This window comes from Ottowia sp. (genome assembly GCF_016703145.1).
Taxonomy (GTDB): domain Bacteria; phylum Pseudomonadota; class Gammaproteobacteria; order Burkholderiales; family Burkholderiaceae_C; genus Ottowia.
In genome coordinates, this window is the sequence record NZ_JADJCO010000003.1 from 370,301 (window position 1) to 393,612 (window position 23,312).

The window sequence follows — 23,312 nt, forward strand, 5'->3', positions numbered from 1 at the left end:
CTGAGCGTGCACAGCCAGGACGAACTGGACGCCATCGCCGACAGCTTGAACAGCAGACCTCGCGCAACCCATGGCTTCAACACCCCGCTGGCCGTCTTCCACCTGCTGGCCATGGCTCAGCAGGCTCCAGTTCTCGCTCAATAACCACGTGTTGCGCTTCGGTCTTGAAACCGCCCTGCAATAGGCCCACCCTCTTGGTACCTCCCCTAACTCCGACGCCTCGAACCCATCCGGAAACAGCGCCGCCGTGGCCTCGTCCATGCCTTCGGGGGCGCGGCCTTGCATCTTGGCACTCACGGGGTCGAAATCGACGAACCACGACTTGAAGAGCGCCTGGGCGATGGCTTCGAGCGTGGCGTTGGCTTCGCGTAGGAGGGTGATGCGGTCGTCAAGCGGACGTAATGCCGCGGAAACCTCGCGCTGCACTTCAAGGCGGGGCGCTTCAAAGAAAATCTGACCAAACGCTGACTTGTTCAGAATTGGTTGCGCGGAGCCCCGAGCCTGTCCTGAATTTTGTGTTCGAGGCATAGCATGACGACCAGGAACATGTATGCCGACGAGCAAGACGAAGATGAAGAACGCGGCGATCGCCGCCAAGATGGCGGCGCTGCCGTCGATCCCGAAGGAGCTGATTGACCAGTTCGTCTCGGGGCCCATGACCGGCGATGCCGTGAACGCGGCGACGGTGGCATTCAAGAAGGCGTTGATCGAGCGCGCCCTGGGTGCCGAGATGTCGCACCATTTGGGCTACCCGAATGGCGCGAGCAAGCCCGAGGCCGGCACTGCCAACCAGCGCAACGGCCGCAGCGCCAAGACCGTGCTGACCGACGATGGGCCGCTGCGCATCGAAGTCCCGCGCGACCGCGCCGGCTCCTTCGAGCCGGTGCTCATCCCCAAGCACGAACGCCGCTTCACCGGCTTCGACGACAAGATCGTGGCCATGTACGCGCGCGGCCTGACCATGCGCGAGATCCAGGGCTTCCTGCTGGAGAGCTACGGCGTGGAGGTGTCGCCCGAGTTCATCAGTTCGGTCACCGACGCCGTCATGGCCGAGGTCACCGCCTGGCAGGCGCGCCCGCTGGAGCCGAGGTACCCGGTGGTCTTCTTCGACGCCTTGCGCGTGAAGATCAAGGAAGACGCGGTGGTGCGCAACAAGGCCATCTACCTGGCCCTGGGCGTGCTGCCCGATGGCACGCGCGACATCCTGGGCTTGTGGATCGAGGGCACCGAAGGCGCCAAGTTCTGGATGAAGGTGTTCAACGACTTGAAGACCCGCGGCGTCAATGACATCCTCATTGCCGTCACCGACGGCTTGAAGGGCATGCCCGAAGCGCTGGCGGCGGTGTCCGGCCACCACGCTGCAGACGTGCATCGTGCACCTGATTCGCAACTCCCTGGACTACGCCAGTTGGAAGGATCGCAAGCTGCTGGCGGCGGCCATCAGGCCGATCTACACGGCCGCCAGCGCAGAGGCGGCCGAGGCCGAACTCGACGCCTTCGCTCAAGGCCCGTGGGGCGTCAAGTTCCCCACCGTGGTGGCGGCCTGGCGTCGGGCGTGGGACCGGGTGATTCCGTTCTTTGCATTTCCACCGTCCATCCGCCGGGTGATCTACACGACCAACGCCATCGAGAGCATCAACGCGCGACTGCGCAAGATCATCAAGACACGGGGACACTTCCCCCAGTGACGATGCGGCCTCCAAGCTGATCTGGCTGGCGCTGCGCAACATAACGGCCGACTGGGGACGGGCAGCCAAGGATTGGAAGGAGGCGATGAACCAGTTCGCGATACTCCACGAAGATCGCTTCACGCAGCCGACCCATGGCGCCAGCAGCAAGGAGGTTGAACCATGAATACATGGCTCAACCGGGGCGCCTCCGGCGGCCTGGCAGGGGCCTGAAGACAGAAGAGAAATCAATCGAGAGCAGATCAACCAACCGCCTCGAACACAAAAATTCAGACAGGCCCGGAGCCCCCGGCAAGGCTGCGAATTTCATCCTTTCGCGTGTTCAGGTTGTAGTAAACGAACTCAGGGCAGAACTTCGACTCGTCAACCAAGATCGCATTGATCTGCTGATTGGTAACGCATCGAGAGGCAGCAATCGCAGCCTTACCCATGTCTGAGCCGATGCATGTCACCAAAACGCTGCGTGGTGGTATGAGGCTGCCTTTGACAGACTGGGCTCCGGCCTCTGAGATGCTGCGAACGGTCTTGGTGATCCACTTGTTCCCCGAGAAATCAGGAGGAGACACAAACGGCACGTCGTCGCCGCCGAAAGCGGGCACGCCACTCTTGGGTGTCTTTCCCGTAACTAAGCGACCGACTTCTTGAAGGCGGTACGTTCTCCACTCAGAACTCATACCCCAGCCCCCCCAGCTTCCGCCGAATCACCATATCCAACTCCGCCCCCCGCGCCATCTGCTCCCCCAGCTTCTCCGTCAGCTTGCGCATCTTCTCGTCGAACGCCTCGTCGTCGTCCTCCACCTCTTCCGCCCCCACATACCGCCCCGGCGTCAGCACATGGCCATGCTGAGCGATCTCGGCCAGCGGCACGCTGCGGCAAAAGCCCGGCTGGTCCGCGTATGCGGTGACGGTGGCGCCCACCTCCACCTCGCCGCGCCATGCGGCCACCGTTTCCGCAATGCGCGCGATGGCGTCGTCGTCCAGCTCGGCCTGCACGCGGCTGATCATGGTGCCCAGCTTGCGCGCGTCAATGAACAGCACCTCGCCCTTGCGCTTTTTCTGTTTGGCCAGGAACCACAGGCAGGCGGGGATCTGGGTGTTGAAGAAGAGCTGGCCTGGCAGGGCGATCATCACTTCCACCACGTCGGCCTCGACCATGGCGGCGCGGATGGCGCCCTCGTTGTTCTGGCTGCTGCTCATGCTGCCGTTGGCCAGCACGATGCCCGCGCGCCCGGTGGGTTTGAGGTGGTGCAGCATGTGCTGCAGCCACGCGGTGTTGGCGTTGCCCTGGGGCGGCGTGCCATAGACCCAGCGCGGGTCGCCCTCCAGGCTGCCGTGCCACCAGTCGCTCACGTTGAAGGGCGGGTTGGCCAGCACGAAGTCGGCGCGCAGGCTGGGGTGCTGGTCGCGCAAAAAGGTGTCGGCGGGTTCGCGGCCCAGGTTGAAGTCGATGCCGCGAATGGCCAGGTTCATGGCGGCCAGGCGCCAGGTTGTGGGGTTGCTCTCCTGTCCGTAGATGGAGACGTCGCCGCGCTTGCCGCCGTGGGCCTCGATGAATTGCTCGCTCTGCACGAACATGCCGCCCGAGCCGCAGCACGGGTCATAGACCTGCCCATGGTGCGGGTTGAGCACGGCGACCAGGGTCTTGACGATGCTGGCGGGGGTGTAGAACTGGCCGCCGCGCTTGCCTTCGGCGCTGGCGAACATGCCCAGGAAGTATTCATACACCTGGCCCAGCACGTCGCGGGCGGTGCTGGGGTTTTCGCCAAAGCCGATGGTGGAGACCAGGTCCACCAGCTCGCCCAGCTTGCCGTCGGGCAGTTGGGCGCGGGCGTAGCGCTTGTCGAGGATGCCCTTGAGCTTGGGGTTCTCGCTTTCGATGAGGGCCAGTGCGTCGTCGATGTGTTTGCCGATGTCGGGGCGCTTGGCGAGGTTGCGCAGGGTTTCCCAGCGGGCGCCTTCGGGCACCCAGAAGGCGTTGGCTGACGTGTAGTAGTCGCGGTCGTCCAGCTCGGCGGCCAGGTCTTCGGGGCTGGCTTCACCGTAACAGAACTCGTCTTCGGGGTCTTGCAGGCGGGCGGACACTTCGGCGCGGCGGGCGGCGAAGGTGTCGCTGATGTACTTGAGGAAGATGAGGCCGAGCACGAGGTGCTTGTATTCGGCCGCGTCCATGTTGGCGCGCAGTTTGTCGGCGGTGGCCCAGAGGGTTTTTTGGATGTCGGCGTTCATGTGTGAAAAGGAAGCGGGCCGCCCCGGAGCGCCGGGGCCGCCGGTGTGCGTTGGCGCGGGGCGGGGCCGGCTCAGTGGATCGCCGCCGCCACGATGATGCTGATGCCCAGGCACATGGCGGCGACCACCAGGGCCAGGGCCTTGTTCTGCTTCTCGACGATTTCGAGCCAGAGGTCGTGCGGCGTGATCTTGTCGATGATGGCGAAGCACAGCCAGAAGATGACCACGCCGATCAGCGCGTAGAGGATGGACCCGACGAACGCCGCGGGCCTGAGCCATTCGATTCCCATCATTGCCTGTGCTCCTTTTGCCAGTGTGTCATTTGTGGCCCCCGCCCGAGGACCAGCCGCCGTACGAGCCGCCCGAGCTGCGGTAGCCGCCGCCCGGGCTGCCCGAGCAACGGTCCATCACCACCAGGATGACGATGAGGGCGACGCAGATGAGGATCAGCGTACCGCAACCGATGCCGCGCAGCGCGGCCACCGGGGCGGCGTCGGCGCGCTTGAAGAGGTCTTGCCGGCCGTCGAGCCTGAAGGCCTTGGCCACGGTGTCGGCGTTGATCCGGCTGCCCGCCGACCAGGTGACCTCGCGCGGCGTCTGCTCCATCGACAGCAGGCCCTTGCCGGCGTTGGCGAAGTCGCGGTTGCGGGTTTTCTGGCCGCGCTCGACGGGCCAGTAGAACTCGCCGGCCACGTAGGTGGTCTCGGCGTCGTAGGCGGACTGCAGCTGGTAGGTGGCGCCCAGGTAGGTGGCGCCGCGCCCGCCCTGCGCCAGCCGGGGGGCGCCCGTGGCGGGGCGCACCAGGCTCCAGCCGTCGGACGCATCGACCAAAAACGCGAAGCCGCGCTTTCGGTTGTAGAGCAGGTATTCGTCCCAGCCGAACTGTTCGTCATCGCCCGGCTCCTGGCCCACGCGGCGCTGGAAGCCGACCACCTGCCAGTGCACGCCTTCGAGCTGCCCGGTGCCGCCCAGCGGGATGAGCGGGCGCACGGGCTCGTCCTGCCCGGCGTGGCGCAGCTCGCCGCCCAGGCCGCCGGCCAGGTCGATCAGGCTGTGGCACGCGGCGCAGGCGATGGCCTGGGTGGTGTCCAGCTTGACATGCACCGGCGCGCCGCACCGCGGGCAGTTGAACTGGCGGCCTTGCTCGTCCTTGGCCGATTCGTCCTTCAGGCCTTGCAGGCGCAGGTCGTCCAGCAGCACGGCGCGGCCGCGCTCCAGCCGGGGCGGCGTGTGGCCATGGTCGATGGACAGCACCTCGCCGTCCTCGGCGCGCAGCTCGACCACGCGGAAGGGCTGGCCCAGGGGCGGCAGCCTGGGCAGCTCGCCCTGGGCGGAGACGAGGCGCGCCTGCACGTTGGCCGCCACGCTGAACGGCTGGCCGCCGATGGCGGTGGCCGCGCCGACGCGGAAGCTCTCGGCCGGCGGCAGGTCGCGGGGGGCGTCGAACGGCCGGGTGAAGACGTAGGCGCCGTTGTCCTCGCCCAGCGTGGCGGTGCGGCCGTCGTCCAGGAGGGCGTTCCACTCGGTCCAGGTGCCTTCGTCGCCCTGGTACTGCAGGCGGCCGATCAGGGTGAAAGGCAGGTCCTGGCCGTCCAGCGCGATGCGGCCGCTGGCCATGAGCCGCAGCGGGCTGTGGTCGTCGAAGATCTCGGCCATCCGGCCCAGGCGCCGCAGCACCTCGCCGCTGCGCACCACGGTGCTCTGGCAGTAGGGGCAGACGGCATGGGTGGACTGCGCGCCGCGGAACTCGACGGGCGCGCCGCAGCCGGGGCAGGGCGCGCGGTAGCTGCGCTGGCGGGGGCCGCCGCTGCCGGGCTCGCTCACGCCGGCAGCTCCCGGCGGCGGACAGACGATTTCAAGCCAAATCGGCCTCTAGCCCGCATGAATATTGAGCAAGCAGCTATTATTTTTGTAGTAAACTGGGCTGTGCTTGATGCCGTTCAGACCAGCTTCTTCAGCAGCTCGGCCTTCTTGGCGTTGAATTCCTCGTCGGTCAGGATGCCCTTGGCCTTGAGTTCGCCCAGCTTCTCCAGCGTGGCCATCACGTCCTCGGGCCTGACGCCAACCGGCGCGGCGGGCGCGGGGGCGCCGCCCTGCAGCGCCGACTGCATGTTCTGCGCCAGGATCTGCCCCATGGCCACGCCGGCGCCCATGCCCAGCCCGGCGCCGGCCAAGCCGCCCGCGTCGCCGCCGGCGCCCACGCCCTCGGCCATCTTGGGGATGGCCTGCGCGGTCTGGTACTGCATGAAGCGGCCCATGTCGTTGCCGACCATGCCCGTGCCGATCTTCTGGTCCAGCACTTTCTGCAGCTCTTCGGGCAGCGAGATGCTCTGCACCGTCATGGCTTCGAGCTGGAGGCCGTAGGCCGCCATGGCCGGCGCCAGCGCGCTGGCCAGCGCCTGCGCGAACGCCTGCTGGTTGGCCGCCAGGTCGAGGAAGGACACCTGGCTCCGCGCGATGCCGGTGGCGATGTTCTGCACGATCAGGCCGCGCAACTGGCCGTCGAGCTCGGCCACGGTGTAGACATCGCGCGTGCCGCTGATCTCGGTGTGGAAGGTCTTCGGATCGGCCACGCGCCAGGCGTAGTTGCCGAAGGCGCGCAGGCGCACGGCGCCGAACTCGGCGTCGCGCACGGCGATGGGCTGCGGCGTGCCCCACTTCTGGTCGATCTGCTGGCGCGTGCTGAAGAAGTACACGTCGCTCTTGAAGGGCGACTGGAACAGCTTGTCCCAGTTCTTGAGGTTGGTCAGCAGCGGCAGCGTCTGCGTGGTGAGCTGGTGGGTGCCGGGGCCGAACACGTCGGCCACCTGGCCTTCGTTGACGAACATCGCCATCTGCGTCTCGCGCACCACCAGCACGGCGCCGTTCTGGATCTCCATGTCGGCCATGGGGAAGCGCCAGGCCAGGGTACCCTCGCCGGCCTCCGTCCACTGGATGACATCGATAAATTGCTTCTTGATGAAATCCATCAGTGCCATGGCCTGCCCTTCCGGTAGGGGAAAACGTCGGCGGATGATACGCGGGGCCCCCTGCCGGCGCGGACCACCGCGCGCGCTTCTCTACAATGGCCCGCACCTTCTGGCGCCACCTTCCAAAACCACAAGCGCGGCCGGCGCCCGCGCGAGGAGCACCGCCCATGACCACCCCCCCGCCCGCCTCCACCGACGACAAGCGCGCCGAACTGCGCCGCGCCGCGCTCGACTACCACGAGTTTCCGGTGCCCGGCAAGGTTGCCATCTCGGCGACCAAGCAGATGATCAACCAGCGCGACCTGTCGCTGGCCTATTCGCCCGGCGTGGCCGCGCCGTGCGAGGAGATCGTCAAGGACCCGGTCAACGCCTTCAAGTACACCGCGCGCGGCAACCTGGTGGCCGTCATCACCAACGGCACCGCGGTGCTGGGCCTGGGCGACATCGGCCCGCTGGCCTCCAAGCCGGTGATGGAAGGCAAGGGCGTGCTGTTCAAGAAGTTCGCCGGCGTGGACGTGTTCGACATCGAGATCGACGAGAAGGACCCCCAGAAGCTGGTGGATGTGATCGCCGCGCTGGAGCCCACCTTCGGCGCCATCAACCTCGAGGACATCAAGGCGCCGGACTGCTTCTACGTCGAGCGCGAGTTGCGCAAGCGCATGAAGATCCCGGTCTTCCACGACGACCAGCACGGCACGGCCATCACGGTGGCGGCGGCCATGGTCAACGGACTGAAGGTGGCGGGCAAGGACATCGCCCAGGTCAAGGTAGTCACCTCCGGCGCCGGCGCGGCCGCGCTGGCCTGCCTGAACCTGCTGCTGAAGGTGGGCGTGCGGCGCCAGAACGTGTTCGTCACCGACCTGGCCGGCGTGGTCTACGAGGGCCGCGAGGAGCTGATGGACGACGACAAGCGCCAGTACATGCAGAAGACCGACGCGCGCACGCTGGCCGAGGTGATCGACGGCGCCGACGTGTTCCTGGGCCTGTCGGCCGGCGGCGTGCTCAAGCCCGAGATGGTGGCCCGGATGGCGCCGCGCCCCGTGATCTTCGCGCTGGCCAACCCCAACCCCGAGATCGCGCCCGAGGACGCGCACGCCGTGCGCGACGACATCATCATGGCCACCGGCCGCACCGACTACCCGAACCAGGTCAACAACGTCCTGTGCTTCCCGTACATCTTCCGCGGCGCGCTCGACTCGGGCGCCACCACCATCACCGACGAGATGGAACTGGCCGCTGTCCACGCCATCGCCGAGCTGGCGCAGGCCGAGCAGAGCGAGAAGGTGGCCGCCGCCTACGTGGGCGAGAAGCTCAGCTTCGGCCCTGAATACCTGATCCCCAAGCCGTTCGACCCGCGGCTGATGACCAAGATCGCGCCCGCGGTGGCCCAGGCCGCCGCGGACAGCGGCGTGGCGCTGCGCCCCATCACCGACATGGACGCCTACCGCGAAAAGCTGCAGAACTTCGTCTACGCCTCGGGCACGACGATGAAGCCCATCTTCGACGCCGCCCGGCGGGCCACCAAGAAGCGCGTGGCCTATGCCGAGGGCGAGGAGGAGCGCATTCTGCGCGCCTGCCAGATCGTGGTGGACGAGGGCCTGGCGCGCCCGACGCTGATCGGCCGGCCGGCCATCATCGCCCAGCGCATCGAGAAATTCGGCCTGCGCCTGCAGGAAGGGCGCGACTACGAAGTCGCCAGCACCGAGTTCGACCCCCGCTACCGCGACTTCTGGCAGACCTACCACCGCATGACCGAGCGCAAGGGCATCACCGCCCAGGTGGCCAAGATCGAGATGCGCCGGCGCCTGACGCTGATCGCCTGCATGATGCTGCACAAGGACGAGGTGGACGGGCTGATCTGCGGCACCTGGGGCACCACGCTGCAGCACCTCACCTACATCGACCAGGTCATCGGCAAGCGCCCCGGCGGCGCCATCAGCACCGCGCAGGACGTGCCGGTGTACGCCTGCATGAACGGGCTGCTGCTGCCAGACCGGCAGGTGTTCCTGGTGGACACCCACGTCAACTACGACCCCACGCCCGAGGAGCTGTGCGAGATCACCGCCCTGGCGGCCGAGGAGATGGTGCGCTTCGGCATCCAGCCCAAGGCGGCGCTGTTGTCGCACTCCAACTTCGGCACCAGCAACCAGCCCACGGCGGTCAAGATGCGCCGCACGCTGGAGCTGCTGCGCGAGCAGACCCCCTGGCTGGAAGTGGACGGCGAGATGCACGGCGACGTGGCGCTGGACGGCCAGCAACGCGCCACCGTGATGCCGAGCAGCCCTCTGCACGGCGATGCCAACCTGCTGGTGTTTCCCAACATCGACGCCGCCAACATCGCCTACAACCTGCTCAGGACCGTCGCTGGCGGCAACATTGCCATCGGCCCGGTGCTGCTCGGCGCGGCCAAACCCGTGCACATTGTCACGGCCAGCGCCACCGTGCGCCGCATCGTCAACCTGACGGCGCTTACCGTGGCCGACGCGAACGCCGATTAGTAGAGCCCCGCCACTTTAGTGAGCGCACACTAATCGCGCGCCGGGATAGTCCTGCGCAGTGCCTGTGATTTAAGCAGGCGCTTGCTTTTTCGTGGCTGCTGCGTCACACTAGCGCCTTGGGATTTTCGGGTTAACCCGGAGGTTTTCGAAGGGTGTTTTTCATGTTGCGAACAGCGGCATCGCATGTTGCCCGGTCGCTTCTGGCGGTGTCGCTGTGTGCAGGCCTGATGGCCGGCACGGGCACGGCTCAGGCGCGCGAAGGGTCCTGGAGCTCGGAGCCCACCGTCTCGGTGGTCGACCTGCCCAGGCAGGGGCAGCAGACATACCGTCTGATCCACCTGGGCGGTCCGTTTCCCTACGACAAGGATGGCGCGGTGTTCGGCAATCGCGAACGGCTGTTGCCGGCCAAGCGGCGGGGCTACTACCGAGAATACACCGTCGAGACCCGAAGGGTGAGCCACCGTGGCGCCCGGCGCATCGTGTGCGGAGGGTATGAGCGCACGCAGCCCGAGGCCTGCTATTACACCAGCGACCATTATTCGAGCTTCAAGAGGATTGTCGAACGATGAAAGCGCGCGAACAGTTTCAGCCGGTGCAGTCGCCTGCGCCGGACAGGTTATTGACTTCAGAGAGAGCAGCGGAGATGGATCAGCCACTTCGTCAACCCCAGGACACGCCCCTCAAGGGCGTGCGCAGCAACATCGTGCAGTCCATCCGCGCCTTCCGCGTGCATGACCTGCAGGAGACGGCGGCGCAGCTCGGCCAGCACTTCCTCTACGCCAATCTGGCGGCGGCGCAGACCAAGCAGGACGTGCTGGACCTGATCGCGCAGCAGTTCACCTTCCCGGCGCACTTCGGCAAGAACTTCGACGCGCTGTACGACTGCATGACCGACCCGCTGCACAAGTCGGGCCCGCAGCCGGGCTTCATCGTGGTGCTGGAACAGATCCCGGCCACGGCCAAGTTCGACAAGGAAGCGCGCGAGCAGCTGCTGGACATCTTCCGCGACGCGGCCGACTACTGGAACGACCGGAAGATACCGTTCAGGTGCTTCTATTCTTTTCGGTAGCCCGTTCTGCACCCACCGGCCAAGCAGAACGGGCGAACGAGGCCCAGGGCGATGCACAGGCGGACGCCGCCGGCATCGAATCCGGCGAGAAGATGCCGACCGACAAGCTGGTCGACATCTCGCCGCTGGCGCTGCGCATGAGCAGCCCCTTCAACGCGGGATACTGGCTGAGCGCCGCCTGAAGCGCCGCCGACCGTGTCCGACGAAGCCCGCCTCGCGCGGGCTTTTTCTTTAGAGTGCTCCCTCGACCAGCCGAGTCCGCCATGACCGCCGCCACCGCTGAATCACCCGGCACCCCTGCCGAATCGCTATCAACTCAAGAGCTGCAATCGCAGATCGTGCGCGGGCTGCAGGCCATTTTGCCCACTGAATCGGTGCTGTGGTCCAGCGAGGAGACCACGCCCTACGAATGCGACGGCCTGACCGCGTACCGCCAGCGCCCGCTGGCCGTGGCGCTGCCCGAGAGCTACGAGCAGGTCCAGGCGGTGCTGCGCGCCTGCCGCGCCCTGGGCGTGCCGGTGGTGGCGCGCGGCGCGGGCACGGGGCTGTCGGGCGGCGCGATGCCGCACGCGCGCGGGGTGACGCTGTCGCTGGCCAGGTTCAACCGCATCCTGGGCATCGACCCGCTGGCGCGCACCGCCGTCGTGCAGTGCGGGGTGCGCAACCTGGCCATCAGCGAGGCGGCGGCGCCGCACGGCCTGTACTACGCGCCCGACCCGTCGAGCCAGATCGCCTGCACCATCGGCGGCAACGTGGCCGAGAACTCGGGCGGCGTGCACTGCCTGAAATACGGCCTGACGCTGCACAACGTGCTGAAGGTCAAGGGCTTCACCATCGAGGGCGAGCCGATCGAGTTCGGTGCCGACGCGCTGGACGCGCCGGGCTACGACCTGCTGGCACTCGTCACCGGCAGCGAGGGCATGCTGGCCGTGACCACCGAGGTCACCGTGCGCCTGCTGCCGCGCCCGCGCCTGGCGCGCTGCATCATGGCCAGCTTCGCCGACGTGCGGCAGGCGGGCGCGGCGGTGGCGGCGGTGATCGGCGCGGGCATCATCCCGGCCGGGCTGGAGATGATGGACAAGCCGATGACGGCGGCGGTGGAGGACTTCGTGCACGCCGGCTACGACCTCGACGCCGCCGCCATCTTGCTGTGCGAGAGCGACGGCACGCCGGAGGAGGTGGGCGAGGAGATCGCGCGCATGTCCGAGGTGCTGCGCGCGGCGGGCGCGACGCAGATCGCGGTGAGCGGGTCCGAGGAAGAGCGCCTGCGCTTCTGGAGCGGGCGCAAGAACGCCTTCCCGGCCAGCGGGCGCATCAGCCCCGACTACATGTGCATGGACTCGACCATCCCGCGCAAGCGGCTGGCCGACATCCTGCTGGCGATCCAGGAGATGGAGCGCCAATACGGCCTGCGCTGCTGCAACGTCTTTCACGCCGGCGACGGCAACCTGCACCCGCTGATCCTGTTCGACGCCAACGACCCGGACCAGCTGCACCGGGCCGAGCTGTTCGGTGCCGACATCCTGGAGACCAGCGTGGCCATGGGCGGCACGGTGACCGGCGAGCACGGCGTGGGCGTGGAGAAGCTCAACAGCATGTGCGTGCAGTTCTCGGCCGCCGAGAACGCGCAGATGATGGCCGTCAAGCACGCGTTCGATCCGCGGGGCCTGCTCAACCCCGGCAAGGTGATCCCGACGCTGCAGCGCTGCGCCGAGTACGGCCGGATGCTGGTGCGCGGCGGCCGGCTACCGCATGCGGAACTGGAACGTTTTTGAGCTTTTTTGGCCTATAGCCAGCACCAATATTGCGCTGACAGCTATATTATAAATAGCAAATCAAGCTGGCATGGGCCGATCAGCACCGCCGGAATTCTCGGCCACCCAGGCCGCGTACACCGGGTCGGCCGCCTCGGTGGCGATGGCGTGGATAGCGGGCAGGTCGTAGAGGTGGCGCGCGCGGATCGCCGCCTCCAGCGCCGGGTAGTGCGCGGCGATGGTCTTGAACAGCAGGCGGAACTCGGCGTCCTCGTACACCTGCTCGCGCCAGCGGTAGATGCTGTCGATGGGCTCGATCTGCGCGCAGGCGGCCAGCCGCAGATCGACGATGGCGCGCGCCAGCGCCAGCGCCTCCTCGCGCGAGCCGATGGTGGTGACCACCAGCAGCGGACGCGGCGGGCCGGCCATCTCAGACCACCTCCGCGCATCGCGCCACCCGCAGCGCATGAAACGGCGCAGGCATGGCCCCCTCTCCCCTCGTGGGAGAGGGTTGGGGAGAGGGGGCAACGCCTGCGTTCAGCGCCGCGCCGATCCGCCAGCCCCCCTCTCCCCAACCCCTCCCCCACGAGGGGGGAGGGGCCACAAGCGCGCAGCGCGTGGAGCCTGGGGGCGGGTTCATGCGGTGGCGGACTCGCGCGCCGGGAAGCCCAGGCGGTCCAGCGCCGCGGCCAGGTGGCCGACGCTGCGGTCCACGTCGGCCCACTTGTCCAGGCCGAACAGGCCCACCCGGAAGGTGCGGAAGTCGGCCGGCTCGTCGCACATCAGCGGCACGCCGCTGGCGGTCTGCAGGCCCTGGGCGATGAATTTCTTGCCGTTCTGGATGTCGGGGTCGGTGGTGTAGCTGACCACCACGCCCGGCGCCTCGAAGCCCGGCGCGGCGACGCTGGGAAAGCCGCGCCCGGCCATCAGCGTGCGCACCTCGCGGCCCAGCGCGATCTGCTGTTCGCGCACCTGGGCGAAGCCGCGCTGCTGCGTCTCGCGCATGGTGCCCTGCAGCTTCACCAGCGCCATGGTCGGCATGGTGGCGTGGTAAGCGTGGCTGCCGGTGTCGTAGGCCTGCATGATCTGGTGCCACTTCTTCAGGTCCATCGCGAAGCTGGTGCTGGTGGTGCCTTCCATCACCTTCAGCGCGCGATCCGACAGGCCCACCATGGCGCAGCAGGGCGAGCTGCTCCAGCCTTTCTGCGGCGCGCTGACCAGCACGTCCACGCCGACGGCCCGCATGTCGACCCACATCGCGCCGGAGGCGATGCAGTCCAGCACGAACAGGCCGCCCGCCGCGTGCGTGGCCTCGGCCACGCGGCGCAGGTAGTCGTCGGGCAGCAGGATGCCGCTGGCCGTCTCCACATGCGGGGCGAAGACGACGGCGGGGCGCTGGCGGGCGATGGCGGCTTCCACCTCGCCGATGGGCGCGGGCGCCCAGGGCGCCTGGCTGCCCTCGCCCACCCGGCGCGCCTTCAGCACGGTGACCTGCTCCGGCGCGGTGATGCGGCCGGCCTCCAGGATCTGGCTCCAGCGGTAGCTGAAGAAGCCGTTGCGCAGGATCAGCACCGGCCGGTCGTTGGCGAACTGGCGCGCCACCGCCTCCATGCCGAAGGTGCCGCTGCCGGGCACCAGCACGGCGGCGTCGGCGTGGTAGACCTCCTTGAGCATGGCGGCGATGTCGCGCATCACGCCCTGGAAGCGCTGCGACATGTGGTTGAGCGCGCGGTCGGTGTAGACGACCGAAAATTCGAGCAGGCCGTCGGGGTCGATGTGGGGCAGGAGTCCGGGCATGGGTGTGTCTTCTTTCAGGGGCCGGCGCGGCGCCGGGCATCAGCGAATCAGCTTAGCACGCGGTGCGCGGCCAGAGCGTGTCATGCCCTTCTCGCCCCCGCCCTGGTCCTGGCGTTCGGCAAGCGCCTGCTTAAAAAATAGCAATCCGCTGTCCACCCCTCAATCCAGCGTCATCAGGCTGGCATTGCCGCCGGCCGCGGCGGTGTTGGTGCTGACGGCGCGCTCGGTCACCAGCCGCGCCAGGGGCACCTGCGCGTCGCCCGGCGCCAGCGCCGTCACGCCGACGATCGGCCCGGGGCGCGCGACCATGGCGCGCGCGGCCTCGGCCGCCGCTTTGGCGCCGCCGTGCACCAGCACGGCGTCCAGGGCGACGGCGGGGCTGCGCCAGTCGGCCGCCAGCGCGACGCACGCCTGCACCGGGGCGGGCAGGCGCGCCAGGTCGTCCGCCGCGGCCGCCGGCCAGACGGCGCGGGCGCCGACGGCCAGCACGGCGGCCAGTTGCAGCAGCCGGTCGCCGGGCTGTCCGGCCAGGCACAGCACGCGCTCGCGCGGCAGCACGGCGTAGACGTTGCGCTCGCCGGTGGGGCCGGCCAGCACGCGCGCCTGCCCGGCGGGGCTGGCGGCGCCCAGCCGCGCGCAGGCGGCGGCCAGCGCGGCATCGCCCTGGGCCTGCGCCCAGTCGCGCAGCGCGGACAACCCGGCGCCCGGCGCGGTGGGCGGCGGTCCTTCCGGCGCCCCCAGCGCCTGGACGGCGCGCAGCGCGGCGTCCGGCGGGCAGCGCGAAAGCAGGCGCAGCAGGGCCAGCGGCCCGCCGGCCTTCGGCCCGGTGCCGGACAGGCCCTCGCCGCCGAAGGGCTGCACCCCCACCACGGCGCCGACCATGTTGCGGTTCACGTACACGTTCCCGGCCCGCACGCCGGCCCGCCAGGCGGGCGATGGTCTCGTCGATGCGGGTGTGCACGCCGGCCGTCAGGCCGTAGCCGCCGCGGTTGATCTGCGCGATGAGCGCATCCAGCTCGCCCTGCCGGTAGCGCAGCACGTGCAGCACGGGACCGAAGACCTCGCATTGGAGCTGGTCGATGCGCGCGATCTCGATCAGCGTGGGCGGCACGAAGGTGCCGCGCGCCAGGGCGCCGGCGTCCTGCGGGCGCGCGGCCTGGTGCACGGCGTGGCCGCGCGCGCGCAGGGTGTCGATGTGGCGCTGGAGCGCGGCTTGCGCCTCGGCGTCGATCACGGGGCCGACGTCGGTGGACGGCGCGGCGGGGTGGCCCAGGCGCGCCTCGGCCATGGCACCTTTCAGCATGGCCAGGATGCGGTCGGCCACGTCGTCCTGCAGGCACAGCACGCGCAGGGCGGAGCAGCGCTGGCCGGCGCTGTCGAAGGCCGAGACCATCACGTCCTGCACCACCTGCTCGGGCAGGGCGGAGGAATCGACCACCATGGCGTTCTGCCCACCGGTCTCGGCGACCAGGGGCACGGGCTGGCCGTCGGGGTTCAGGCGCTCGGCAAGCTGGGCCTGCAGCAGGCGCGCGACCTCGGTGGAGCCGGTGAACATCACGCCGCGCGTGCGCGGGTCGGCGACCAGGGCCGCACCCACGGTGGCGCCGTCGCCGGGCAGCCATTGCAGCGCCGCGCGCGGCACGCCGGCGGCGTGCAGGCGGCGCACGGCCTCCAGGGCGATCAGCGGCGTCTGCTCGGCCGGCTTGGCCAGCACGGGGTTGCCGGCGGCCAGCGCGGCGGCGACTTGGCCGGTGAAGATGGCGAGCGGGAAGTTCCACGGGCTGATGCACACGACCGGCCCCAGTGGCAGGTGCGTGGCGTTGTCGAACTGATCGCGCGCCTGCGCGGCGTAGAAGCGCAGGAAGTCCACCGCCTCGCGCACCTCGGCCACGGCGCTGGGCCAGGTCTTGCCGGCCTCGCGCACCAGCAGGCCCATGAGCGGGGCCAGGTCGCGCTCCAGCGCGTCGGCGGCGCGCTCCAGGCAGGCGGCGCGCTCGGCCGGCGGGGTGGCGGCCCAAGCGCTGGCCGCGGCGGTGGCGGCGCCGAGAGCGGCGTGCGCGTCGGCCACGCCGGCGGCGCGCACGTGGCCGACCACGTCGCCATGGTCGGCGGGGTTGCGCACGGGCCGCGGCGGGGAGTTTTGAATGAAATCGGCCTCCAGCCCGCTTGTGTAGTGTGCTGTTTGCAATGATTTCGATAGCGTATCCAGCACGAGATCGTCGCCCAGGTCGAGTCCGCGCGAGTTGGCGCGCGCCGCGCCGTACAGCGCGCGCGGCAGCGGGATGCGCGGGTGCGGCAGGCCGGCCCGGCCCTCGGCGCGCGCGGCCTCGTCCACCACGGCCACCGGGTCGCGCACCAGGTCCTCCAGCGGCACCGAGGGGTCGGCGATGCGGTGCACGAAGGAGGTGTTGGCGCCGTTCTCCAGCAGCCGGCGCACCAGGTAGGCCAGCAGGGTCTCGTGCGTGCCGACGGGCGCGTAGATGCGGCACGGACGCCGCGGCCCACCGCCGACCACGGCCTCGTACAGCGGCTCGCCCATGCCGTGCAGGCACTGGAACTCGTACTGCCCCGCGTGGTAGCCCGGCCCGGCCATCCGCACGATGGCGGCCAGCGACTGCGCGTTGTGGGTGGCGAACTGCGGGTACACCGCGTCGGGCGCATCCAGCAACTTGCGCGCGCAGGCGAGATAGCTCACGTCGGTGTGCACCTTGCGCGTGTAGACCGGGTAGTCGGCCTGGCCGTCCACCTGGGCGCGCTTGATCTCGCTGTCCCAGTACGCGCCCTTGACCAGCCGCACCATCAGCCGCCTGCGCGTGCGCCGCGCCAGATCGACGAGAAAGTCGATCACCGCCGGGCAGCGCTTCTGGTAGGCCTGGATGACGAAGCCGATGCCGTTCCAGCCGGCCAGCCCGGGCGCGGCGCACACCTGTTCCAGCACGTCCAGCGACAGCTCCAGCCGGTCGGCCTCCTCGGCGTCGATGTTCAGGCCGATGTCGTGGCGCCGCGCCAGCGCCAGCAGGCCCAGCAGGCGCGGCACCAGCTCATCGAGCACGCGCTGGCGCTGCGCGCGGGCGTAGCGCGGGTGCAGCGCGGACAGCTTGACCGAGATGCCCGGCCCCTCGTGGACGCCGCGCCCGGCCGCCGCCTGGCCGATGGCGTGGATGGCGTCCTCGTAGCTCTTCAGGTAGCGCGCCGCGTCATCGGCCGTCAGCGCGGCCTCGCCCAGCATGTCGTAGGAATAGCGGAAGCCCTGCGCCTCGCGCTCGCGGGCGTTCTTCAGCGCTTGCTCAATGGTTTCGCCGGTGACGAACTGCTCGCCCATCATGCGCATGGCCATGTCCACGCCCTTGCGGATCAGCGGCTCGCCGCTCTTGCCGACGATGCGCGCCAGCAGCGTGCCCAGGCCCGCCTCGCTGTGCGTGGCCACCAGCCGGCCCGTCAGCAGCAGGCCCCAGGCGGCGGCGTTGACGAACAGCGACGGGCTGCGCCCCACGTGCGGCTGCCAGTCGCCCCGGCTGACCTTGTCGCGGATCAGCGCGTCGCGCGTGGCGGCGTCGGGGATGCGCAGCAGCGCCTCGGCCAGGCACATCAGCGCCACGCCTTCCTGCGACGACAGGGCGAACTCCTGCAGCAGCCCCTGCACCACGCCCGCGCGCCCGCCCTGGCGCCTGCCGTGGCGCAGCGCGCCGGCCAGCCGCAGCGCCAGGTCGTGCGCGGCGCGCGCCTCGGCCTCGGGCAGGCGCGCCAGCGGCAGCAGCGGCGCCAGCGCCTCGGGCTCCGGCAGGCGGCAGGCGGCGGCGGTGGCCCGGCGCGGCGCGGTCGGCGGCGGCGCCAGCTCGGCCTGCAGGGCGGCGAAGGGCGAGGACGGCGGGTTGGAGGGGGCGGCGGTCATGGTCGAATGCAGCGGGAAGGCCGGACGATGCGCCATTGTTCCAGCCCGCCGGACGCATGTGTCACCGCATTCAGGCCAAGTCACCACACCCTCGCGGTGCGGGAAGAGGGCAGGAGCGGCGGGCGCCACCGCTGGGTCGAGGCGCCGGTTTTCAAGCAAAACTGGCCTTCAGCCCGCGTCAGGTTTGCGATAGTTGCTATTATTAATGAAGCAACTCGGTGGCCATGGTTTGCCTGGATGCTGGTCCCGCAAGCCAGGAATCAACGATGATTCCGTGCCCCACCCACGGAGAGAAGAGACATGGACTTGCCCACCCACCAGCTCACGATGACTGTCCTGATGACACCCGACATGGCCAACTTCGCCGGCAATGTCCACGGTGGAACCATCCTGAAATTCCTGGACCAGGTGGCGTATGCCTGCGCCAGCCGGTATGCCGGCCGCTACGTGGTCACGCTGTCGGTGGACCAGGTGATGTTCCGCGAGCCCATCTACGTGGGCGAGCTGGTCACCTTCCTGGCCTCGATCAACTACACCGGCACGTCGTCGATGGAGGTGGGCATCAAGGTGCTCGCGGAGAACATCCGGACCCAGAAGACGCGGCATGCCAACAGCTGCTTCTTCACCATGGTGGCCGTGGACGACGAGCGCAAGCCCACGACCATCGCGCCGCTGCAACCGTCATCGTCCGAGGAGCACCGCCGCCATGCCGCCGCGCTGAGGCGCAAGCAGCTGCGCCAGGAGTTCGGCAAGCGCTTCGATTCCGTCCGCGCGGCGGTCGGCTGAAACGGCCTGAGCGGCGTGCGCGGCGTGCGGCCTTTCGGCGCCGAAGCCCGCGCCCGCGCCAGGATGATGGCCTGTGCCCGATTCGCGGACCTCGAGCTCGACGAGCTTCAGCATCGTCCGGGCTTGTTCCACCGCCCGCGGCGAAGGATCGCGTTTCAGGGCGCCGCGCAGGCTGAGCTGATGTGCTCAGGCCAGCATGATTCCCCCGAATTCCCCCCGCCCGCGTCATAAACTCCGGCTCCCCCTCACGAAGCCCTTCCCCCATGTCCTACAACACGCTGGCCTGGGCCGTCGACGACGGCATCCTCACGCTCACGCTCAACCGGCCCGAGCAGATGAACGCCTTCACCGTCGAGATGGCGGACGAGCTGGAGGCCGCCTTCCACCGCGCCAGCGACGACGACGCGGTGCGCGCCATCGTCGTCACCGGCGCGGGCAAGGCGTTCTGCGCCGGCATGGACCTGACACGCGAGGGCAACGTCTTCGGGCTGGACGAAAGCCTGGCCCCGACGCTGGAGGACATGAACGAGCGCCTGGCCACGCCGGCCATCCAGCGCGGCGTGCGCGACACCGGCGGCCGCGTGGCACTGGCGATCTTCAACTGCAAGAAGCCGGTGATCTGCGCCATCAACGGCGCGGCGGTCGGCATCGGCGCCACCATGACGCTGGCGATGGACATCCGCCTGGCCTCGGAGAAGGCGCGCATCGGCTTCGTCTTCGGCAAGATCGGCATCACGCCGGAAGCCTGCTCGACGTGGTTCCTGCCGCGCATCGTCGGCATGTCGCAGGCGCTGGAGTGGGTGTATGCCGCCGACATCCTGAGCGCCGAGGAGGCGCTGGCCGGCGGGCTGGTGAAGGCGGTGCTGCCGCCCGAGCAGTTGTTGCCCGAGGCCTACCGGCTGGCGCGCAAGTTCACTCAAAACCGCTCGCCCGTCGCCGTCGCCCTGGCGCGGCAGATGATGTACCGCAACGCCGCCGCGCCGCACCCGCTGGAGGCGCACAAGGTGGATTCGCTGGCGATCTACTACGCCAGCCTGAAGGACGGCAAGGAGGGCGTGCAGTCCTTCCTGGAACGGCGCACGCCGGAATTCACGGCCCGCTGCTCGACCGACCTGCCGCCGTTTTACGCGGACTGGGCGAAGTGACCGCGCTGGCGCGTGTCCACGAACCGGAGGGAATTTTCATCTGACCCCATTTCTCGCCAAGCCCTTCCTGGGATGGCCCGAAAACGTTGCTGCCAACCCTTGGCAAGGTTGACAAACGCCGCTTATAAGGTTGACAATAAACCACGATAAGGTTGTCAATCCATATGAGCAGCAAAGTACGTGAGCAGGGCGAGAAGGTCAGGAATTTCATCCTGAAAGGCATCCTCGCCGAGGATGGCGATGTGGTTCCTTCCACCATGAAGAAATTCGACATCACGCGCCAAGCGGTCAACAAGCACATCGGCCGCCTGCGGGACCTGGGAACGATCAACGTTTCCGGTTCTACCCGGTCCCCGGTGTACGCACTGTGCGAAGTCGCCAAACGCGATTTTTCCTACGCCCTGGCTCCGGGCCTGGCCGAGGACGTGGTGTGGACCAAGGACGTCAAGCCGTTCATTGAGCCCCTGCCAGACAACGTCATCAGCATCTGGCACTACGCTTTTACCGAGATGTTCAACAACGCCATCGACCATTCGACGGCCACGGAGATTGGCGTCCGCGTCAGCAAGACCGCACTGACCACCGAGATTGCCCTTCACGACAACGGGGTCGGGATCTTCCGCAAGATTCAGCAGGAGTTGGATCTAGTCGATGAGCGCCTGGCCATCTTCGAACTGGCAAAAGGGAAGCTGACCACCGACCCAGCCAACCACACCGGGCAAGGCATCTTCTTCACCTCACGGATGATGGACCAGTTCTCCATCATTTCTGGAGGTCTGTTCTTTGACCACGACCGCTCTCGAACCAACGATTGGCTGCTTGAAAGAACAAAGCCGGGGCCTGGGACCCATGTCTTCATGACCCTGAACAACCACGCGGCGCGCACGACGCGGAAGGTTTTCGACCAGTTCTCGGGGGGCGACGACTACGCATTCAACAAGACGGTCGTACCACTGAATCTCGCTAAGTTTGGCGCCGATGAATTGATCTCAAGGTCGGCAGCGAAGCGCGTGCTCGCACGAGTCAACCTCTTCACCAAGGTGATCTTTGATTTCAAGGATGTCGAGACGGTCGGTCAGGCCTTCGCCGACCAGATTTTCAGGGTGTATGCAAACGAGCATCCGGACATCGAGCTGACGCCCATCAACATGCGCAAAGCCGTGAAGGATATGGTGGACCGCGCGCGGTCCGCGAATACCGCCCCTCATCAGTAGGCCTCCCAGCCCTCCATCAGAATAGTTGTCGCCTCTCCATCGACCCAAGAGCCCGGGGGCGGCATGAAGGATGAGAGTGGCTCGATATGGACAAGCATTCACCCTAGAAACGGCAGTTGAACGCGCCCGCCAGTGCCGTGATTGGCGTGGCAGGCAAGGGTGAACGCCGCGGCTCCACAGGCGCCTGCGCGCCTGTGGACGGCGTGAACGGGGCCGGCCTCTGGACGGCCCGCGCCCTGCAAGGGAGACGACGCGGCGCAGTGTTGTGCGCAAGGAGGAGCAACGCCGCATGGCGCGGCGAGCGCGGTGCTGGCGGGCGCGTAGCGCGCTCACCCAACAGGTGAAGGTCATCGAAGCCGTCGAGGTCAATGCTCACGCGGCTTTCCCGAGGGTGGCAAGCGGTCAACTGCCGTTTCTAGGTTCAAGGGCCGAGCGGTAGCGAGGTTGCTGCCGCCGGAGAGTTCGGCGCTGGAGGAGGTGGCGCGCGAGGTTGGCACGGGAGGGGGGAAAATTTTGATCTGACCCCAGTCTCCCCCATTCTCCCCCCAATTTTCCCCCGATGATGTGGCGCCAGGCTGGAAGCAGGCTCCTCAGCCTGTGGGTGGACTTCGGAGAACTCTCGCAGTGCCCGGTTGCTGATCAGCTTGCCGTGCCTGGTTTTCGGGCAAAGAGGGCGTCGGGCGTGCCCCCTACCAAGGGGAACTTTCATCCGACCCCAATTTCTTTGTGGAAAATTCCACACATTTGCCCACTTTCATACCAGCAATTGTGTAAAAATTGCGAATGAACGTTATAATAATAAAGCAACTTTCTATTATTAGAAAGCCCTTGCAATTTTTCAATCAATCCATGGAGAAATCATGAAACGTGACGCTGTCTTTTCTGCTCTGACTGCCTTGGCTTTTTCGACTTTTCCCATCGGCCATGCCCAAGCGGCTGAAATCACGGTGGCGGCCAACTCCAATTACTTCTCGGGGTGGAGTTTCAGTAATTTGGGGGGGGGGAGGTAACCTATTATAATGATGGTGGGAGTATAGGATCTGGCGCCTTGCCAGGAGGGGGCGGACAAGCAGTTGGAACGCTGAACGGCAATGTCCTGACTTGGACTGTGCCCGAGCAAAATGCCGATTTGATTTCAGCGGGCGTCCTTATCAATAACATCAATACATTTGGCCTGCATCTCCCTTTAAATATAGGAAACCCACCTCGCCCTGATCAAGGCTTCCTCAGCCGTGGCCGCGCTTCTTTTTCCTCTCCGGTGCCATTCAAAACAGGCACGACGTTTTTTTTCCAAGATGTGGACAACGGTGAAGCCGCTGATTATCGTTTTTATGACTGCGCCGGCAGTCAAGTGGATGCGGGTGATTTCGATTTTCTGAAGATTTCCACCATCAATACACCCAATTACGCCCTACAGGGTACAGCGCCAACACAGTATTGGCACGTTTCGGCGCCAGTAGCCCAGGACCCCAATACCGTCAACGGCATTGTCATCAACGCGTCCAACGTGTGCCGCATCGATATTCAAGGCACACGCCCCCAAGCCAACGGTAGCATCAATTACTTCCTGGGCACGCCCCCGAATGTGGTGCCCACCGCCGTACCCACCATCAGTGGCCCGCCCGTGGCCGGCAGTCCGGTCACGGGCTCTTACGTGTATGCCGACGCCGACAACAACGCGGAAGACACCACCGACACGGGGACCACGTACACGTTCGTGACCAGTCCGACCAGCACCTTGACCAACTCGGGCGATGGCACGGTGGTTGCCGGCGGCCCGACCAACGGCACCAGCCCCGCCTACACCCCGACGGCTGGCGATGTGAACCAGTACCTGTTCTTCTGCGTCACACCCATCGCCGCCACCGGGGCCAACCCCGGCCTGGAGGTGTGCACGCCCGCGGGCCAGGTGAGCAGCAATGCACCCGTGCCCAGCGGCATCAAACCCGTGCCCAGCTTGTCCACGCTGCCGCTGATGGGCTTGGCGGGCATGCTGGGGCTGCTGGGTTTCTGGCGCCGCCGCCGGGGCTGAGCAACCACAGGCCCAGCAAACTCAAGGGGGCGATGCCCCCTTTTTTACGAGCGAATATGGGGTCAGATCAAATTTCCCCCCGAGCCACGAGCCCCCACAAGTGCCCTGCAGCACGATGCCCGTACCCCCGGGTTATCCCTGCCCGTGCTGGACAAGCATGGGGATAACTCCGCTCAAGCGCTGTATGGCACGCGCAAGTGCTTGATTTGCAAGGGCTTGTGTTGCAGTGCCTGTTTTTCGGG

Annotated in this window: 16 protein-coding genes and 3 pseudogenes; 10 read left to right on the forward strand and 9 right to left on the reverse strand. The window is 67.5% G+C overall.

The annotated features are described in order from the left end of the window. The first annotated feature begins 6 nt into the window (after positions 1-6). The gene (locus IPG65_RS05440; protein ID WP_293190101.1) at positions 7-144 is read left to right on the forward strand and encodes a hypothetical protein; all 138 of its coding nucleotides are present in this window, start codon (positions 7-9) and stop codon (positions 142-144) included. 42 nt (positions 145-186) lie between these two features. Here the strand turns inward: IPG65_RS05440 and IPG65_RS05445 are convergent. Then, a pseudogene (locus tag IPG65_RS05445) lies at positions 187-423 on the reverse strand (restriction endonuclease subunit S); the annotation flags it as partial. 148 nt (positions 424-571) lie between these two features. Here IPG65_RS05445 and IPG65_RS05450 point away from each other — a divergent pair. Continuing rightward, a pseudogene (locus IPG65_RS05450) lies at positions 572-1,854 on the forward strand (IS256 family transposase). A 103-nt stretch (positions 1,855-1,957) separates the two neighbouring features. Here the strand turns inward: IPG65_RS05450 and IPG65_RS05455 are convergent. The 5 genes from IPG65_RS05455 to IPG65_RS05475 all read right to left on the reverse strand — a co-directional run bounded on the left by IPG65_RS05455 (position 1,958) and on the right by IPG65_RS05475 (position 6,892). Beyond that, entirely contained in the window at positions 1,958-2,362 is a 405-nt protein-coding gene (locus IPG65_RS05455; RefSeq protein WP_293188242.1) for a restriction endonuclease subunit S, read from the reverse strand. Then, positions 2,352-3,914, reverse strand: coding sequence for a class I SAM-dependent DNA methyltransferase (locus IPG65_RS05460; protein ID WP_293188243.1), 1,563 nt, complete (start codon positions 3,912-3,914; stop codon positions 2,352-2,354). Before IPG65_RS05460 ends, IPG65_RS05455 begins: the two co-directional genes overlap by 11 nt. 71 nt (positions 3,915-3,985) lie before the next feature. After that, complete coding sequence (locus IPG65_RS05465; RefSeq protein WP_293188244.1) at positions 3,986-4,207, reverse strand: DUF350 domain-containing protein; 222 nt, start codon at positions 4,205-4,207, stop codon at positions 3,986-3,988. 25 nt (positions 4,208-4,232) lie between these two features. Continuing rightward, positions 4,233-5,738, reverse strand: a complete 1,506-nt coding sequence (locus tag IPG65_RS05470) for a DUF4178 domain-containing protein (protein ID WP_293188245.1) — start codon at positions 5,736-5,738, stop codon at positions 4,233-4,235. A gap of 116 nt (positions 5,739-5,854) precedes the next feature. Further along, complete coding sequence (locus IPG65_RS05475) at positions 5,855-6,892, reverse strand: SPFH domain-containing protein (RefSeq protein ID WP_293188246.1); 1,038 nt, start codon at positions 6,890-6,892, stop codon at positions 5,855-5,857. Between the two features lie 158 nt (positions 6,893-7,050). Here IPG65_RS05475 and IPG65_RS05480 point away from each other — a divergent pair, with 158 nt between their 5' ends. The 4 genes from IPG65_RS05480 to IPG65_RS05495 all read left to right on the forward strand — a co-directional run bounded on the left by IPG65_RS05480 (position 7,051) and on the right by IPG65_RS05495 (position 12,225). After that, a complete protein-coding gene (locus IPG65_RS05480) occupies positions 7,051-9,381 on the forward strand; it encodes an NADP-dependent malic enzyme (RefSeq protein ID WP_293188247.1) in 2,331 nt (776 codons plus the stop codon). 227 nt (positions 9,382-9,608) lie between these two features. Further along, the gene (locus IPG65_RS05485) at positions 9,609-9,950 is read left to right on the forward strand and encodes a ribonuclease domain-containing protein (RefSeq protein ID WP_293189958.1); all 342 of its coding nucleotides are present in this window, start codon (positions 9,609-9,611) and stop codon (positions 9,948-9,950) included. Between the two features lie 74 nt (positions 9,951-10,024). Next, positions 10,025-10,450 (forward strand): barstar family protein, encoded by a 426-nt coding sequence (locus IPG65_RS05490; RefSeq protein WP_293188248.1) that lies wholly within the window; start codon positions 10,025-10,027, stop codon positions 10,448-10,450. Between the two features lie 263 nt (positions 10,451-10,713). Beyond that, positions 10,714-12,225 carry an FAD-linked oxidase C-terminal domain-containing protein gene (locus IPG65_RS05495; protein ID WP_293188249.1) on the forward strand — a complete coding sequence of 504 codons (1,512 nt, stop codon included), beginning with the start codon at positions 10,714-10,716 and terminating at the stop codon, positions 12,223-12,225. A gap of 60 nt (positions 12,226-12,285) precedes the next feature. Here the strand turns inward: IPG65_RS05495 and cutA are convergent, their stop codons facing one another. The 3 genes and pseudogenes from cutA to putA all read right to left on the reverse strand — a co-directional run bounded on the left by cutA (position 12,286) and on the right by putA (position 17,893). Further along, a complete protein-coding gene (gene cutA / locus IPG65_RS05500) occupies positions 12,286-12,633 on the reverse strand; it encodes a divalent-cation tolerance protein CutA (RefSeq protein WP_293188250.1) in 348 nt (115 codons plus the stop codon). A 207-nt stretch (positions 12,634-12,840) separates the two neighbouring features. Beyond that, positions 12,841-14,001: an aminotransferase class V-fold PLP-dependent enzyme gene (locus IPG65_RS05505; RefSeq protein ID WP_293188251.1), complete on the reverse strand. Its 1,161-nt coding sequence runs from the start codon at positions 13,999-14,001 to the stop codon at positions 12,841-12,843. Between the two features lie 159 nt (positions 14,002-14,160). Beyond that, positions 14,161-17,893: pseudogene (gene putA / locus IPG65_RS05510) on the reverse strand (trifunctional transcriptional regulator/proline dehydrogenase/L-glutamate gamma-semialdehyde dehydrogenase). Positions 17,894-18,193: 300 nt separating this feature from the next. Here putA and IPG65_RS05515 point away from each other — a divergent pair. From IPG65_RS05515 to IPG65_RS05530, 4 genes are all read left to right on the forward strand, one after another. After that, positions 18,194-18,679, forward strand: coding sequence for an acyl-CoA thioesterase (locus IPG65_RS05515; protein WP_293188252.1), 486 nt, complete (start codon positions 18,194-18,196; stop codon positions 18,677-18,679). A 263-nt stretch (positions 18,680-18,942) separates the two neighbouring features. Further along, positions 18,943-19,824, forward strand: a complete 882-nt coding sequence (locus IPG65_RS05520; protein WP_293188253.1) for a crotonase/enoyl-CoA hydratase family protein — start codon at positions 18,943-18,945, stop codon at positions 19,822-19,824. Positions 19,825-19,988: 164 nt separating this feature from the next. After that, the gene (locus tag IPG65_RS05525; RefSeq protein ID WP_293188254.1) at positions 19,989-21,038 is read left to right on the forward strand and encodes a DUF4325 domain-containing protein; all 1,050 of its coding nucleotides are present in this window, start codon (positions 19,989-19,991) and stop codon (positions 21,036-21,038) included. A gap of 1,108 nt (positions 21,039-22,146) precedes the next feature. Then, positions 22,147-23,070, forward strand: coding sequence for a hypothetical protein (locus IPG65_RS05530; RefSeq protein WP_293188255.1), 924 nt, complete (start codon positions 22,147-22,149; stop codon positions 23,068-23,070). The last annotated feature ends 242 nt before the right edge of the window (positions 23,071-23,312 follow it).